The sequence below is a fragment of the Barnesiella sp. An22 genome, from assembly GCF_963931395.1.
Lineage (GTDB): Bacteria > Bacteroidota > Bacteroidia > Bacteroidales > Barnesiellaceae > Barnesiella > Barnesiella merdigallinarum.
Map to the genome: position 1 here is coordinate 682,952 of NZ_OZ007014.1, position 16,806 is coordinate 699,757.

Below are 16,806 nucleotides of genomic sequence, written 5' to 3' on the forward strand. Positions count from 1 at the left end.
TTTATCGGTCGTTTGAGTTTTCGTTGAAGGTAGAGAGTATGGCATTCATGAGCGCGTCGCGTTGGACTTCGCTTTTGATAGTCTCGAAGGGGTAGCCCAGCACGCAGGTGCTGTATGTATCGCCCCGGTAGAAGATGCCGGCGCTGATGTTGTTCTCGCCATAGCGCTGTATGGTGTAGCTGCCCTTGCCGAAGGGTTCGATGCCGTCGGGCGACTCTACGGCGTAGCACTGGGCGTTGGGGGTGTGGTAATACTCGAAGTCGAGCTTGCCGAAGCGGGCAAAGGGCGAGGCTGCCGGTTTCACCCGACCGCTCACCGAGGCTTGCCCGGTGCGCCAGGTGTAGTGCAGCACCTGGTTGGCAAACTGCTGTCCCAGCGTGTCGGCCTCGTGGTTGTCCCACAGGTCGGTACCTACGTAGGCCCCCGAGACGAAGAGGTTGCCGCCCCCGTTGCAGTAGCGGGTGATGGCCTCGCGCAGCGGCCGGTCGAAGGTCTTGAAGGCGTAGCCGCTGGTGCCCCGGCCCATCGTGACCTGTTTCTCCTTGCCGAGTATGAGGTCGGCCATGCGGTAGCGACTCGGGTCGACAAGCTGCTCGGCTACGGCCTCGTTGCTGGTCGAGACAAAGGAGTATCCGGCCCGCACAATCGAGCGGCCATGCAGGTAGGGATAGTCGAAGGTGTTGCCGGCGATGACCTGCGTTTCGTAGTCGGCGCGGCTGGCACCGAAGCCCGGGTCGTCATCGTCGCGCCAGGGGATATGGCGGCGGAACTCGTATTGTTCGCCTATGTAGTTGATGTCGCAGAGGTAGGGCACCCCGAAGTCTTTGCGGGTGTCGAAGCCCGCCGTGATGGTGTCGACCTCGAAGCTGTCGGGGCCGCTGATGCGGTCGAATCCGTTGATAACCAGCACGACTTCCTTCTCGTTGGAGGCGCGGCAGAGCGACAGCGTCTCGGAGGGGAAGCTCTCGCCGCCCCGGTTCACGGCGGTAACGCGGAAGCTGTAGATCGAGTCGGGTCGTATGGTCAGCGTGCAGGTGGTGTCGCTCACCAGGGTGCCGGCATCGAAAGCCCCGTTGCCCACCCGGGTGTAGACGATGTAGCGGTCGGGGGTGGCGGTCGGCTCGAGCGAGTCGGTCACGGCACGCCAGGCGAGGCGTATCTGGTTCGCCCCGGTAAACTCGGTGCGCAGGTGGCTCACCGGCAGGGGTTGCACGGTGTAGTCGTAGCCGTTTTGTGCGGCGATGAACTTCAAGATGCCTTTATAGACGGCCCGGGCCACGACGAAGCGGAAGCGTGGGTCGAGGCCGTAGCGCATGTCGGCAAAGTTCTGGTGCGAGAGTAACTCGAGCAGCATGGTGGGTACCTCGGGCACGCGGGCTTCGAAGTACGACTTGTTCCACATGCCCCGGCGGCTCCATTGGGGTTCGTAGGTGCGGCGTATGTCGTCGGTCACTTGCGACAGCACGGCGTCGGTGAGGTAGCGCGATACTTGCCGCGGCACGTCGTGGATGTAGACTTTGCGCTCTTTCCCGGTGAAGTAGATGCCCAGGCTGCCGATAATCGAGTCGTTGAGGGTGGTGCCGGCATCGGAGTGGAAGGCAAAGGCCAGGTCTATCGGCACGTTCAGGCCCGTGCTGTCGGGCAGTACCGACGAGCCTCCGGCCAGGTAGTTGACCCACTCTCCCCGGCATTTGTAGTCGTCGACATAGTCGTTTTCGCCCTGGGTGGGCGAGTAGACCGAAGCCGGGAATCCGGCCCATTGCAGCCAGTAGCGGGCCGCTTCGGTGAAGCGGGGGTATCCGCTGGACTGGTCGGTATAGTCGATAGCGGCCAGGGTGGGGTTGCTCTCGATGCGCGAGGGGTTCACCCGGCGGGCTATGTTGCCGTAGCCACCGCCTATCTTCACGGCATCGGCCGTGACGGTGCGTCCCTTTTCACGGGCCAGGTTGCTCAACTCGATACGGGCCTCCCGGCCCCCCTCGAAGTCGAAGTGCCCCAGATAGATCCAGGTGCCGCCGCCCATGGTCTGGTTGACGTGGAATTGCGATTTACCCCCTTTGTGATATACGGTGTAGAGAGCGTCGTCGGTGCTGTTTTTGACCGTGTGATAGGCCACGTAGACGGCATATCGGCCCCCCTCGGGAATCGTGGCGTGCCAGCAGGCCCGTATCTCCTTGTGCGGGTCGGTGGTGGTGTGGGTCTGGCGGAAGCTCCCGTCGGTAAAGGGGTTCTGAAAATCGGTATAGACTTGTTGCCGGTGGGCGAATCCGATACCGCCCTCCTTCCAGCGCTCTTTCCCGGCCGAGGTTTCGCGATAGGTGGCCGGGTTGTCGTTGTCGGCAATGAGTTCGTGCCCGTTGGTATCGCGCTCACGGGGCGAGAAGACGTAGGCTCCCGCCTGCTCGAGCATGGGGGTGAGGAAGGGCATGACGTAGCTCTGGGTATAGAGGTCTTCTACGGTCTGGAAGATGCGGGCGCGCTGCCACTCCCAACGGTCGAGCGACTGCTCGAAGTAGAACCCGTGGCTCTGCCACAGGGCGATGTGGCGGTTGAGCAGCCCCCGGTCGGGGGTGTAGAGGCGGTTTACCGGCTCGACAATGGGTCGGTGACACTTGACGGCAAAGCGCTTGTGATTCTCGGCAAAGGGGATGAGTCGGCTGATTTCGTAGCCACCGGCGTAGATGGCCAGCTTCTTGTGTCTCAGATTCTTGGGGAGGATGGAGCGCACGGTGTCATAGGCCCGTTTGACCAGCTCCTCGCGGAACGGCAGGTAAGAAAACTCGTCGTTCATGACGATGACGAGGCGGTTGCCCTTCTGTTGCGAGAGCGATTTCAGCTTGATTTCGCCGATGCCGAGATGCTGGGGCTTGAGCGAGGCGAGTGCCTGCTCGACGGTCGGCTCCAGATTGCGGGCATGTGTGGGGCCGAGCAGGACTGCTATGAGGATAAGCAGGAAGATATAGCGTTTCTCTTTCATGTTTTTCGAATGGATCAATTCGGTTATTTTCCGCTCCTCTTGTCGGGTAGCTCCGATTTGGGCCGTGCCAAAGAGCCACCGTCGGTGTCGGCGGGCAAAAACTATCTTTTTAGTTAATACAAATATAGGTATATTTTGATTTCGGGAACATATATTTAGTATTTTTTAATATGAATTTCCCTCCGTTTGTGAACGAAAAAAAATATGCAGAATCGAGGGTGTCGGTTCTGCATAGCTATGAGGTGCGGAAGTGGTTGAAGCTTATCCGTAAATCGAGTGGTACTCGATAAGTCCCCGCATGGGGCTCTTCTCGGTCTTTTCGATATTGAGTCCGAAATCTTTAGCCACCAGGTCGAGGATGTCGGCGTAGGTGTAGGCGAGATTTCCCATGAAGAAGACCGGGTATGACTTGTAGTCGTACTGGATGATGTTGCGCTGGAAGAACCGCATCAACTCTTCGTAGACCAGGTTGAACGCGTATTTGTTGTCGAGGTGGTCTTTGAGGAAGTAGGAGAAGGTCGATAGCGACCGGTTGGGGAAGGGGTGGTTGTAGATCGAGTCGAGAATCTCGTCGGGGGTGACTTTGAACTTCTCGTAGAAGGCGTCGCACAACTCTTTGGGAGCCAGATTTTTGAGGTAGTCGCTCAGGAAGCGGCGGCCCATGGCGGCCCCACTGCCCTCGTCGCCCAGAATGTAGCCGGCCGACCGTACGTTTTTGATGATGCGCTCACCGTCGTAGAGGCACGAGTTGGAGCCTGTACCCAAGATACAGGCGATACCCGGTTTGTCGATGAGCATACCGCGGGCGGCAGCCAACAGGTCGCTCTCGGCCGAGATGGGGGTCTTGAACTGGGCTACCAGCGAGGCCTCGAGTATGTTTTTCTTGTCGAGGTTGGCACATCCGGCGCCGTAGAAATAGACCCGCTCCCATCTTTTCTTGAAGAAGGCTTCGGGCAGGTTGAGCCGTATGCTGTGACTGATCTCTCTACGTGTCTGAAAGAAGGGGTTTATACCTTCGGTAAAACTCCTTTCTACCACATTTTTCCCGTCGACGAGAACCCATTCCGTAGTGGTGGAACCACTTTCTGCTATAATCTTCATAAATCCAAAATCTTGATAATGGTGTTTTCTGGTATCACTCCATTAAATTAAAAAAGAGCCTGCAAGTCCTTGCCTGTGATTATGCTGGTCCTTGCATCGCTACTCTGTTGCTTATACATCACAAAGATAAAATTTCTTTCGACATTTTCCAAAAGGAATGCTTATTTTTTATATAAAGTACCAAATTTCTGTTAAAACCTAATGGGTGAACGAGGCTGCATATCCGGCGGGAATGCCGGAGTATGCAGCCTCGCAGGAGGTAATAAATGAACTAATGAACAATCAATACCGGGTAGCAGAAGTTGTGGTCGGCGGCTCTGATCTGGAGCAGGTAGGTACCGGCGGGGATACCCGTGACGTCGAGCACGGCTTCGGTGCCTGTGGCTACACAGCTACCGGCCAGGTTGTAGAGGGCTACGCGTTGCACGGGAGCCTCGGACTGGATGTGCAGCAGGTCGGTGGCCGGGTTGGGGTATACCTGAATCGAGGCCGAGGTGGCTACGGACTGGATACCCGACGAGGTGTAGGCCAGCATGTTGTCGAGGTAGAAGCTGCCCGAGTTGGAGAAGAAGGGGCCCTTGCGCACCACCTTGATGCCGCTCACCCGGTAGCTCTTGCCGGGAGTGAGCTGGTCGAGACGGGCCTCGCGGAATTGCCAGCCGCGGAAGTCGATGTTGGTGAGCAGCACCTCCCGGGTGTCGTCGCCCGACGAGAGTTGCAGCCAGATTTCGTCGCAGGCCAGGTCGCCATAGATGTGCATGCCTATGGTCTGGGTGTTGTCGACGGTGGCACCACCGGCAAAGGTGGCATCGGTCGGGTAGAAGGCATAGGCTTCGTTGGCGTTGAAGGTGTAGGTGAAGTTGTAGCCGGCACTGCCGAAGAGGGCTTGCGAGGTCGAGCGGACCGCCTTGGCTGTGGACACGCCGCTGCTTTGTGCTGCGTCGTAGGTGATGCGGTCGGCCGTCTCGAAGTCCTCGATGGGGGCGTCGTTGTGGCGCACGTCGCCGGCGGTGAAGTTAATCACGATGGGGTCGATGACGGGCAGACTGTTGACGTCGCTCAGCGAGGCATCGATTCGCAACTGATACTCCTGACCCTGAACCAGGTCGGAAGCGGTGGTGAAATAGTAGTTGCCGTAGACGTCGCCCAGCTGGTTGTACTTGGCCGAGCGCAGGTTGATGCTCACCTCGTTGCCCTCGTTGTCGTAGAGCTTGATGAGGTTGCGGATGTCGACGGCATCGAGCACGTTGTCGAACCGCACCTCGAGGGTCGGTTTCGTGTAGTGAACCACGCCACCATCGGCCGGGCTGGAGGCCAGCAGTTTCAACTGGTTGCGGCCCTGGGTGAGGAAGGAGAACGAGAAGTCCTCTTCCATCGACAGGTTACCCGGGTGTTTGGCGCTCTTGTCGATGGTCACGGTGTAGCGCGTAGCCACTTCGTAGGGACGGTTGGGGGTGAATACCATGCGGTATTGCGAGTCTTCGAAGGTGATTTCGCCCTCGACGGCCGGCTCGATAGAGAAGGCTTCGCGTACCGACTCTACATCCATATCCCAGTTGAAGTTGATGACGATGGGGGTGGTGCAGTTGATGCTGTCGGTTTCGCTCTCCATCATGGGGCTGTACGAGAGCACCTCGGGCGGCGTGCTTCTCACGCGGTCCATGGCGACGTTGGTATAGCTTATGGTGTTGGCCGTAACGGTGACGTCGATGGTCTGTTCGTAGTGGTCATCGGCCACTACTTTCAACTGGTAGTTGCCGGGAGCCAGGTCGCGGAACATGTATACGCCGTTGAAATAGGGGTCGGTCGTGTAGGTGATGTTGTTGGGCAGCAGGGTGACGGTGGCACCGCACAGGGGCACCTGCTTGTCGCGGCCGTGCTGTACGTACGACTCGGTGCGGGTCATGCGGCTGTCGTATACGACACCGGCAATGTGGCCAGTCGTGAAGCCATCGGTATTGAAATACTCCATCACCGCCTTGGCAAAGTGCCAGGCCTCGATGTATTTGTAGTCCATGTTGAGCAGACGGTAGGTCTCGGGCACATAGTCGTGGTACGAACCCTCCGAGAGGAATCCCGTGACGGTGAGGTTACGCAGCACGCCCAGGCCGGCGTTGTTCCAGTCGGGGTAGAAATCCCAGTCGCCCACTACGTATTCACTGGTTTGCGTCCAGTAGGTGACCTGGTTTTCGATGAGGTGCTTGAACAGAATCTTGGCCACCACCTTGTCTTCGGGTTTGGCCGGATTCTCGGTGTATCCCTTGAAGAGCATCATGGGGAAGTTGACCCGATTGCTGGTGCCGGTGGCGTTGCTGTGAATCGAGAAGAAGAGGTCGGCATCGAATTCGTTGGCCTCGCGGCTGATGGTGTTCAGGTTGAGGTCGTCTTCGGTGCGGTTCAGCACGCGCGACATGGCCACGGTAGCCCCCTGGCCTTCGAGCAGTTCGCGCAGCATGAGCCCCTTGTGGAGGTTCGACGAAGATTCCCAGAAGCCCAGCGTATCGCCCTGGGCAAAGGGTGCGACGGCTACGTTGCGGTCGTCCGAGTCCCAGCCTCCGTGGCCGGGGTTGATGTAGATTCTCAGGCCTGTCATGTCTTTGGCTTGCAGACCGAGACAGCCCACGAGGGCTATGACGAGTATATAGAGTTTTTTCATGGCAGCGTTTTTATTTCGTGATGTTTAATTCCAGCATAAAGAGTTTGCCTTCGGGGGTGTTGTACACGATTTTACCGGCAGCGGCCGAGGGGTTCATGCCCATCTCGTCGGGGGCGGTGAGGTTGTGTACCTGGCGGTTGTGGCGGTCGAGCAGCACGATTTGCGAGGCGGTGTACTGGTGGCCGTCGTCGGTGGTGCGGGCAGCGGCTACGAAATCGTTGCCGTACCAGGCGGGGGCTTCGAAGTCGCCCAGTTCGGCCAGTACCTTACCGTCGAGGTCGAGCACGACTACCCCTTTGCCGATGGCATAGGTGGCAATCTTGGTGCCGTCGGGCGAGAGGGTGGTCCACAAGTAGCTGCGCACCTGATTGCCGTAGGGGCGCAACACCCGCGAGGTTTTGCCGTCGCATACGACGATGGTACCCTCTTGAGCTACCGAGTAGACGTAGAGGCTGTTGATGCGGGCGCCTACGCTCTTGAACAGTTTGTTGCCGGCAAATACGGCCATGCCTCCGGCGATGGCGGCCGGGCGCTTCAGGTCGCGGGTGGGGGCTATGAGCTGACGTTCGCTCTTCTGGTCGAGGTTATACTCCGAGAGCGAACGGAGCTTCTGTCCGCCCACCGTGCTTTGCTGCCGGTAGTAGATGGCCGAGCCGTCGGTGCTGAATACCGGGTCGAAACCGGCCCCGGCCGAGAAGCTCACCACCTGGCTGTTGCCGGTCGTGAAGTCGAGCACTTTCAGTCCGGTGTAGTCGGACGAGGTATAGGCCATTTTACTGCCGTCGGGACTGAGCACCGGGAAATAGGCGGCTCCTCCCTCGGGGGTTACCTCGGTGTGGCGGGTAACCGATACGTTTTGTGCCGAGAGCGTGGCAGCGCACGCCAACAGGGCTATGGTCAATTTCATTTTCATGGTGTATGATTTTTTGATTTTATTGTACGACAATTTTGTTGACAAAGTTCCCGTGGGGCGTCTGTACGGCGACGATGTAGACGTCGGGGGTCAACGAACCGGCATCGATGGTACCCGGTCGGTCGATGGTCTGTTCCAGCACGAGGGCACCGTTGCGGTCGTATATCCGCACGAGGCTTCCCGGTGCGATGGCTTCACCCTCGAGGCAGAAGGTGCCGTCGGTCACGGGGTTGGGATAGAGTGTGAGGTTGCGGTCGCCGGCTATCGCCTCGATACCGCTCACTACCCCGTTGTAGACGAGGCTGAACTCCTTGAGGTCAATCTTGTAGGCCTGTCCGCTGGTGGTCCCGGAGGTGCTGATATAGAACTTGATGTAGTTCAGGGTGATGGGGAATCCGCCGCGGTTGTTCTCGCCGGTGATTTGGGCCGAAGGGATGGCGATGAGGTAGTCGCTGTTGGTCTCCAGGCCTTCGTATTCGAGGTATTGCTCCTTGTCGCCGTTGGCCTTGCAGGCAACCTGTACCTTCGAGAGAGGTATCTCGCTGTGGATGAGCAGCCGTATGGTATCGGGGATACTGTACAGGGTGACGCTCTTGTCCATCTCGACGTAGGGCTGGCGGCCCGATTTGTAGGTGAATGCCAGCGTGCCGGCCCCGTCGCCTGCCGGGGTGACCGTGGCGTCGGTGATGGCGCTGATGGCCTTGGTGGTCCAGCCGGTGAAGTCGTCGGCCGGGATGCAGGGCGACTGCGGAATCTCTACGGTCACATCCATGGAGCCGCTAAAGTCGCCTATCGAACCGGTGATGCGGGTCTGCCCGTTCTGGAGGCCGGTGAGTACACCCCCGTCGATTTGGCAGACGGTGGGGTCGTCGATGCTCCAGGTGAGCGAAGAGGGGTCGTAGGTATAGGTATTCTCGCCGATGGTCGAGACGACCTCGATGGGATAGGGGTGAGCCTTGTCGGCCAGCACGGCGCTGTTCTTCATGGCAATTTCGGTAGCCTTGACGGTCACCTTGATTTCGCCCGTAGCGTTGCCCGAGGTGACGTGCAGGATGCCCGTAGTAGCCTGGGGCGCGGCGTAGAAGCGTTTGCCGTCGTCCGAGACGGTTCCCAGCGAGGGGTCGCAACTGAGGGTGTAGTCGGCCACTTGCGTATCGACCAGCACGCCATACTGGTTATAACCCAGAATGGTAGGTTCGAAGCAGGCATAGGCCGGAATCTCGAGGTTGTAGTGGTCGAAAGCCAGGTGGGTGAGGTTTTCGTCGTCGGGGGCGTTGGTGAATATCATGAAGCCGTTCGATACCGGGCGCTCCTTGCCGTCGGCCGGATTGTTCACGAGGCTGCCCCGCAGCATCATCTGGGCCGAACCGCCGGCGTCCATATTGGCCACGTTCCAGGCCCCGGCCTGTTTCAGAATGTAGCACATGGTGGCGGTATTGCAACCTACCGAAGTGCTCGACTTGTAGTCGATGACGATGAGGTAGAGCGTCTTGCCGTCTTGCGACATGCCTATGCCCGTGCGCGAGTAGGTCTGCGAGTTGTAGGTCTCGTTTTCATTTCGGGGGGTAAGCTGGCCCTCGCGCATCACCAGGGCGTTGCCGGTGAGCATCTGGCGGGCCATGGGTACCAGACTGTCGGTGCGGGTTTTGATGGAGGTGCTTATGGTCACCTGGTCGCCTACCTGGAGCTTGTTCAGGAAGTCGGCTCCCGTGCCGGCACCCGAGAGGGCATACTCGGCCCCTTCGAGCTGGGTGCCGCCCGTGCCCGGTACGATGCGGGTCACGACACACTTCACCTCTTTGTTGGAACCCCAGGTCTCGCCTTCGACAGGTTCGACGATGACATCGACGCCGTCGATGTAGCTTTCGGTCTCACCCGTAAAGTGGTTGTAGAGCACAATTTCGTTTTCGTTGCGGATGCGGTTAATCTCGGCGATGGCAAAGCTCTCGTTGGCGGCGTTGGTCACCCGGGCTTCGAAATAGATGTCGTCGATCCACATCTTCTTCTCCTCGTCGAGCATCACGAACGCAATCTCTTGCAGCCGCTCGATGCCTTCGCCGCGGTTGGCGCGGTTCCAGTTGTTGGGCTCGGTGGCAAACTCTCCGTTCACCATACAACCGCTGTGCGGCTGGCCCAGAAGGTCGTCCATGCCCTGTCCCGAGACAATCCAGAAGTTGCCGTTTACCGACCCGATGGTACGGTGCCCCGGCGTGGAGAGGCGTGTGTATGCCTGGGTCATGGCCTCGGTCGTACCGGCATGGTCTTTGCCGATGAAGGTATTTACGTCGTTGTAGGGATTGTTGAGGTCGATGGTGAGGGTGTAGACGTCGAGGGGATACTCGGGCATGTGCATGCGCACATACTGCACACCCGGGCCCACCGAACGGCACTCGAGCGTATCGACCTGTTTCGCTACACCGGCGATGTTGATGGTGGCGTTTGCACCGGCTCCGCAGAGGAGCGACAAAGCGCCTATCAGGATTACTTTTTTCATAACAGTTCAGATTGTTTAAGCAGGTTATTTTACTATCAGTTTGGCGGTGTCGACCTGCTGGTCACGAACGATTTGCAGCAGGTAGTTGCCCGGTTGCAACCCGGCAACGGGCAGGGCCAGCGTACCGCTGTCGCAATGCCCGTAGTTGTGTACGGTGAGTAGCTTTCCGTTCAGGTCGTATACCCGAACCAGGACTTCGGTCGGTGTATCGATGTGCAGGAATACCTCCGATTGGCCGGCTCGGGCCGGATTGGGATAGACCCGCAGGGCTGCGGCGGTAGTGATGTCGTCGACACTCAGGGTAATGTGGTCGTAGACCAGGTCGAAGTTCTTGATGCGTATCTGGTACTTCTCGCCCGAAGTCTGCGACGAGGCGTCGAGGAAGAATTTGAGATACTGGAACTGCACGGGGTAGTTGCCCAGGTCTTCCTTGTCGTCGAGAAAATCGTTCATGGCTACCGTATAGGTGAAGTCTTCACCGGGGTTCACGGTAGGCCATTCCATGATTTGCGAGGTAGACATGAGGGCCCCGCTCATCGACATGGTAATCTTGGAGCAGCGGGTATTGCCTGTGTTGATGGTGATTTTGAAGGTGTCGGGCACACTGTACAGATTGAGGTTTTTGGCAATCTGTATGTAGGGTTGCCGTCCGCTTTTGTAGGTGTATTCGAGATTCGTTTCGCCATTGGCGGCGGGGACGAGCCGGGCATCGGTGATGGCCGAGATGCTGGTCACCTCCCAACCCGAGGTAAAGGCGTCGGCCGGCTGCGAGTGCGAGGTGGGAATCTCTACCTTCACCTTGAGCGAGCCGGTAAAGTCGTCGAGGTTGCCGGTGACGGTCGTCTCGCCGTTCTTGAGACCCATCAGTACTCCGTCCGACAGGCTGCACACCGTGGGGTCGGCAACGCTCCACTGCGGAGTCGAGGGGTTGAGGGTGTAGGTCTTGTCGCCGATGGACGACGAGATTTCAATCGGGTACTCGCGGTAGCCGTCGAGGATGACCGAGTCGAGCCGCATGGCAAAATCGCTCTCCTGCAGAACTACATCCTTGGTGACCGATATGCCGTTGTAGGTAGCCGTGATGGTACCCTTGCCCGGCGTGCCGTAGGCCACGAAGGCATTGTGGTCGATATAGCCGATTTCGGGCGAACACGACAGGGTGTACTCCTGGAAGTCGGGGTCGACGATGAGGCCGTATTGGTTGTAGGCGGTTACCTGGGGTACAAAGCGGCAATAGACGGGCAGCGTGTAGTGCACCGGCTCAAACTCGAGGCGGGCCGGTACGCTGTCGACCGGCGCATTCGAAATGACCAGCACGCCGTTGCCCACGGCTCGCTCCTTGTTGTCGGAGGGGCGGTTGACAATCTGCTGGTTGATGACCATGGCCGACGAACCACCGCCGTCGAGGTTCACGGCATCGTTGGCTCCGACAGCCCGGAAGAGGTCGGCCAGCACGCTCATGGTGGCTCCGGCCGAATATCCGGCCCGGCGGCCGTCGACTACCATCAGGTAGACTTTGGTCTTGTCTTTCGAGATACCCATGCAGGTGCGCGGGTGCTCTTCGTCCCAAGCATCGACCAACTCGCCGTTTTTCATAATGATGTGGTCGCTGCCGCCCATCTGCTCCTTGATGTCGGTGAGCAGACCGGGAGCCGAGGCGAGGTCGGTCTTCAGGAATATCGATACCTCGTCGCCGGCCGAAAGGCCTTTGAGGAAGGTCTCGGCGCTACCTACGCCATAGAGTACGGCCCGTTGTTCGGGAATGGGCGATACGCCGGGATTGTCGAATATCGAGTCGACTACGCAGACGATTTCGCGGTTGGCCCCGAAGAAGAGTTCGCCGTCACGGGCACGCAGGATAGCCTTGGTGCCGCCGGTCGTGGCATGCGTCTCGGTGCCGTACGAATTGGTGTAGAGCAGCATGAAGTTGGCAGCTGTTTCGGGTTCCCACTCGAGGCGCTGCATGTTCACGGCGTGCAGCCGGTGGCTGTTGCCGCCTGAGCTGACGGTGCCGGAAAAGTTCACCCGGTCGATATAGGGTACCCGGTCGGGGGTGAGCACAAACGAGGCCCGCCCTACCGGGTTGGTCACACACTCGTTGCGACGGTATTGCCCGCTGCGGGGAATACCTATCTCGATGGGGTCGACATATTGGTAGAAGTCGCCGTTGGTAGCGGCCAGGACTTCGTGTCCCGGCCGCGTATTGCGGGCCGACATGCTCGAGGGAGTCTCTGTGGCCACTGCCTGGTCGCCGCTGAGACAGGTCTCTATATCGACGTAGGGGTTGGTGAGGTCGACCTCGACCACATGAAACTTCAGCGGGTAGGCTGGTACGTCGTAGAAGGCGTATTTCGTACCCGGGCCTATGTGGTGCGACTGTACGAGGGTATCGATCTGGTAGCTCGTCCCTCCTATGGTCAGACTCCAGCCCGGCAGAGCGATGGCCAGGGCTGCGGTCAGAAGCAGGCAGAGTCTCTTTTTCATAAGCGTGTCGTTTTGGATTCGGTTATCGGATAATCAGTTTTACCGTATCGGCCTGGTTGCCGCGACGGATGGTGAGCAGATAGGTGCCGCTGGCCAGATTGCCGGTAGGCAGAGCTATTTCGCCGGCCGGCATCAGACCCATCTCTACCCGGTTGAGCAGTTGGCCGCCCAGGTTGTAGAGCTCGCAGCTCACTTCGGCACTCTCGGGAAGGGCGAAGTATACCTGTGCGTCGCCAGCCTTCACGGGGTTGGGATATACCCGCAGCAGCGAGGCCATCTCGGGATTCGATACGTTCACCGTGATGCCGTCGTAGATGAGCGAGAATTCCTTGAGCTTGAGGGTGTATTGGTTGCCGGCAGTCTGCGACGAACCGGTGATGAAGAGCTTCAAACTCTTGAAGATGACGGGGTAGTGCGACATGTCGCGGTAGTTTTCGAAATAGCCGTCCATGGGGATGGAGATGGCATGGTCGGTATTCTGGGGAATATCTTCAAACTCGGTGAGGGTCGAGGTCATCGAGGCATTCTCTTTCATCGTGAGCACCACTTTGTTTACCAGCGTTTCGCCCGTGTTGAGGATGATGCTCAAGCTGTCGGGGAGGCTGTACAGGGCAATATCCTTGGCCAGCTGCAGGTAGGGGGCGCGGCCCGAATTGAAGGTGTAGCGCAGTTCGGTACCTTCGGCTGTGGGGACGATGGCGATGTCTTTCAGAGCCGAGTTGGTGATTTCCCACGACGAGGCATCGGCAAAATTGTCGATGGGTATGTTGCGGTAGGCGGGTATCTGCACGGTCACGGCGAGGGTGTCGCGGAAATCGTCCTGTTGGCAGTAGACATAGGTCTTGCCGTTGGCCAACCCCTTCAGGTTACCGTTGGTTACGCTGCAGATGGCCGGGTCTTGTACCGTCCATTCGAAGGCTTCGGGAGCGATAATCATCGGCTCGTTGTTGACCAGCGAGGTCACCTCGATGGGGTATTCGTAGAGGCCGTCGTTGATGACCGAGTCGAGTCGGAGGGTGAGCCCTTCGGGTGCACCGATTACAATATCGACCGACGTTTCGGCGCCATTGTAGCTGGCATAGAGTTTGCCGCGGCCTTCGCCCGAGGCTACGAGGGTGGTATTGTCCTTGATATAGCCCAGCGACTCGTCGCAACGCAGGGTGACGCCGGTCAACTCGGTATTGATGAGGTAGCCATACTGGTTATACCCCATGAAGTGGGGGGTGAATATGCCATATTTGGGCAGGACGCAATACTCCTGCGTGCAGAGGATTTCGGCAATGTTGTTGTCGTCGGGGGCATTCGACACGACGAATATACCGTTGCTCACGGCCCGTTCGTGGCCGTCGCTGGGGCTGTTGACCAAGCCATACTGCTCGATGTACATACCACTCGAACCGCCGCCGTCGAGGTTCATGCCGTCGGCAGCACCGGCCAGTTTGAGCATGTCGGCCATCTGTTTGGTGGTGGCCCCGTCGGAGTATCCGCTCTGGCGGCCGTCAACCACCAGCATATAGACTTTGCTGCGGTCGGCCGAGTAGCCGATCGAGGTTCTCGGGTGGAGTTCGGCCCAATCGGTATCGAGCACCTGGCCGTTGCCCAGAATCTTGCGGTCGCCGCCAATCATGCAGTTGATGTCGGGGTAGGTGCCGTCTTCGAGCTGGAGCAGCAGTTTCATCTCCAGTTCGTCGCCGGGTTGCAGGGTTTTGAGGAAATCGGCCGAAGCGCCGTGTCCCGAGAGTACGGCTCCGTTTTCGGCAATCTCCATGTTGCCGGCCGTACTGCCGGCTCCCGATACGACTATCTTCACGGCGCGGTTCAGCCCCCAGGTTTCGCCGTCGGCCAGGCTCACGGGCACTTCGTAGCCGTAGGCGTTGGTGTGGGTATAGTGGCCTACGTAGCGGTTGTAGAGTACCAACTGGTCGGTACCGCGCGAGCCATTCACGCTGTGGATGCCATAGGTGGCATTGTTGTAAGTAACCTGGCCGTAGAAGGTGATGAACGAGATGTAGCACTCGTCGTTGTGGGTAAATGCAGTTTGAGGACCCGACGATACGGGCACTTTGCCCAGTTGGCCTCCCGAGGCGAATCCGTGAACGGGAGTACCTATGGCACCCGAAGTGGCAAAGAAGTCGGCATTGGTACCGGCAAAGTAGCGGCTGCCGGGCTGGCTTTTGCGGGCAGCCATGCTGGTGATGCCTTCGCAAGTGACAATCGAGTCGCGTCCCAGAACCGACTGGAACGATATGTAGGGGTTGGTAGCGTCTATTTCGAGGTAGAAGGCCCGCATGTCTTTGGGCCCGGAGAAGTGTACATAGGTGTGATATGTGCCCGGGCCTACCTTGTAATGGGCCAGGGTATCGGCCGTGTAGGGACTACCGCCGATGGTTACCGTGCCTTTGGCGCTGAGCAGCAGAGGCAGCAGAGTAAATAGCAAGAGAAGGGTAAATATCTTTTTCATAAGGCAACCGAGTGAAGTGTAAGATTAAGATGCGATGTGAGCCGGCGATAAGTTTCGAACTGTCATGGTGGGCTTTCCCTTTTGTCGGCAGCTTATTTATCGGGGCGGAAATAAAAGGATTTAGAAAGTCTGTTTCGTATCGTAGTGGAAAGAGAAAGGGCGATATATATAAGAGATTTACATATACCGCCCTTCCCTTAAAAGTTATATTCTAAATGAGAGGTTTAGCACGAAGGGCTTATTTTACAACCACTTTCTGAACTTTTTGTACACCGTCAACAACGGCTTTTACTACGTAGATACCTTTCACGGCAGGAGCAGCCATCGACTCAACACCGTTGGCTTCCATTACTTTCTGTCCGGCCAGGTTGTAAACCGTAGCGTCGGCAGCACCCGAGAATTGGATCATGTCGCCGTTTACGAATACTTTCACGTTGTCGGCAGCTACGCGGGCAACACCCGATTCGCTGTCTTCGTCGTAACCTTCGGGAGTCATTTTGTAAACAGCCGTACCGTTAGCTTCGGCATATACAGCGATGTAGGCTGCTTCGAGACCCTTACCGTCGGTTACTTTGGCGATACGAGGCAGGGCGGTACGAACGCCATTCGATTTGGCCCCTATGCCACCCTCGGGGATTGTCCAGTAATAGGTTGCACCTTCAAATGAGGGACCGTCGCCCATCTCGATAATCTTCCAAGCTTGAGGAGGAGTTGTCTCGTTATTGGAAACAATATAAATACAGAAGGGTTTGTTGTTGAGGGTAAATTCGGCTACACCATTATTACCGAATTTTGAATTTACAATACCACACTCTTCAGGAGCATCAGATACGCTTTCAATCAACGAACCACTCATATCATAAAGAGCTGCCTCGCTGTTGAATCCGTCGAGGTAGAAGTAGTCGTTGTCAACGATAGCGATACGGGGACCTGTTCCGTTGTCGGCAGCCGATTCGGGAGCATATTTCTGGATTTCGATAACTTTGAAGGTGCAGCCGGCATAATCGCCCGTTTGCTCAATCAGTTGGCCGTCCTTGATGTCGCAACGGATAGCTACACTACCACTGCTGACGGGGAACATGACGATAGCGTCTTTCGTTACATCACCTTTTACAGCGAAGTAGTCAACGCGATAGCCATCGAGCAGACCTTGAGCGTTTTTGAGCTCCATTACCTTGGTGGGTTCGCCCGTTGCCATATCGATGGACCACAAGCCGATAGCCTCGCCACTCAGCGAAGTCGACATGTTGAATACGATTACGTGGCCGGCATCATCAACCTGGATATCGTTGCACAGGAAGCCAGGCACTTTTTGCTCTTCCATAGGCGTTTTGTTGAACGTCGTGTCACCCGGAGCATTGACAACCGTATCGACTTTGGTGTAAGCATAGCTTACTTTGAATTTTTCGGTATCGAACTTAACGTCTTTCTTGAAGTTACCCGTTTTCAGGTCATACACTTTGATGCCGGTGAAATCGCTTCTGTACGAATAGAGCACTTCGCCATTTCTTACCGTCATACCACGAGAGCGGTTACCACCTACTAATTCAGTCATGTTGTTGCCGGTAATATCCGCTTTTATCCACAGGTTCTCGATGGAGTACCCACTCACCGGTTGGTAGGTTGCCGGATCTTTCACAAGTTCGTCTTGAGCGAACATCGGTGTTGCCATACATGCGGCAACGATCCCAAGTAATAATTTTTTCATGATAGATAAATT

General features: G+C 57.5%; 8 protein-coding genes. All 8 read right to left on the reverse strand.

Translation table 11 applies throughout. The annotated features are described in order from the left end of the window. Position 1: 1 nt before the first annotated feature. Positions 2–2,977, reverse strand: a complete 2,976-nt coding sequence (locus tag ABGT88_RS02760; RefSeq protein ID WP_346700286.1) for a fibronectin type III domain-containing protein — start codon at positions 2,975–2,977, stop codon at positions 2–4. 261 nt (positions 2,978–3,238) lie between these two features. Next, a complete protein-coding gene (locus ABGT88_RS02765) occupies positions 3,239–4,078 on the reverse strand; it encodes a hypothetical protein (protein WP_087408739.1) in 840 nt (279 codons plus the stop codon). A 271-nt stretch (positions 4,079–4,349) separates the two neighbouring features. Next, a complete protein-coding gene (locus ABGT88_RS02770) occupies positions 4,350–6,734 on the reverse strand; it encodes an Ig-like domain-containing protein (protein WP_258327151.1) in 2,385 nt (794 codons plus the stop codon). Between the two features lie 10 nt (positions 6,735–6,744). After that, positions 6,745–7,647, reverse strand: coding sequence for a PD40 domain-containing protein (locus ABGT88_RS02775; RefSeq protein ID WP_087408737.1), 903 nt, complete (start codon positions 7,645–7,647; stop codon positions 6,745–6,747). Between the two features lie 19 nt (positions 7,648–7,666). Then, positions 7,667–10,141, reverse strand: a complete 2,475-nt coding sequence (locus ABGT88_RS02780) for a phosphodiester glycosidase family protein (protein WP_346700289.1) — start codon at positions 10,139–10,141, stop codon at positions 7,667–7,669. Between the two features lie 24 nt (positions 10,142–10,165). Further along, entirely contained in the window at positions 10,166–12,625 is a 2,460-nt protein-coding gene (locus ABGT88_RS02785; protein ID WP_258327148.1) for a phosphodiester glycosidase family protein, read from the reverse strand. Between the two features lie 22 nt (positions 12,626–12,647). Then, the gene (locus ABGT88_RS02790) at positions 12,648–15,086 is read right to left on the reverse strand and encodes a phosphodiester glycosidase family protein (RefSeq protein ID WP_346700292.1); all 2,439 of its coding nucleotides are present in this window, start codon (positions 15,084–15,086) and stop codon (positions 12,648–12,650) included. Between the two features lie 238 nt (positions 15,087–15,324). After that, positions 15,325–16,758: a hypothetical protein gene (locus ABGT88_RS02795; protein WP_346700294.1), complete on the reverse strand. Its 1,434-nt coding sequence runs from the start codon at positions 16,756–16,758 to the stop codon at positions 15,325–15,327. Positions 16,759–16,806 lie beyond the last annotated feature (48 nt).

What these genes read in the sequence shown, in the direction of transcription:
- ABGT88_RS02760 (WP_346700286.1), bottom strand. Translation starts at nt 2,977, where the DNA reads ATGAAAGAGAAACGCTATATCTTCCTGCTTATCCTCATAGCAGTCCTG.
- ABGT88_RS02765 (WP_087408739.1), bottom strand. Translation starts at nt 4,078, where the DNA reads ATGAAGATTATAGCAGAAAGTGGTTCCACCACTACGGAATGGGTTCTC.
- ABGT88_RS02770 (WP_258327151.1), bottom strand. Translation starts at nt 6,734, where the DNA reads ATGAAAAAACTCTATATACTCGTCATAGCCCTCGTGGGCTGTCTCGGT.
- ABGT88_RS02775 (WP_087408737.1), bottom strand. Translation starts at nt 7,647, where the DNA reads ATGAAAATGAAATTGACCATAGCCCTGTTGGCGTGCGCTGCCACGCTC.
- ABGT88_RS02780 (WP_346700289.1), bottom strand. Translation starts at nt 10,141, where the DNA reads ATGAAAAAAGTAATCCTGATAGGCGCTTTGTCGCTCCTCTGCGGAGCC.
- ABGT88_RS02785 (WP_258327148.1), bottom strand. Translation starts at nt 12,625, where the DNA reads ATGAAAAAGAGACTCTGCCTGCTTCTGACCGCAGCCCTGGCCATCGCT.
- ABGT88_RS02790 (WP_346700292.1), bottom strand. Translation starts at nt 15,086, where the DNA reads ATGAAAAAGATATTTACCCTTCTCTTGCTATTTACTCTGCTGCCTCTG.
- ABGT88_RS02795 (WP_346700294.1), bottom strand. Translation starts at nt 16,758, where the DNA reads ATGGCAACACCGATGTTCGCTCAAGACGAACTTGTGAAAGATCCGGCA.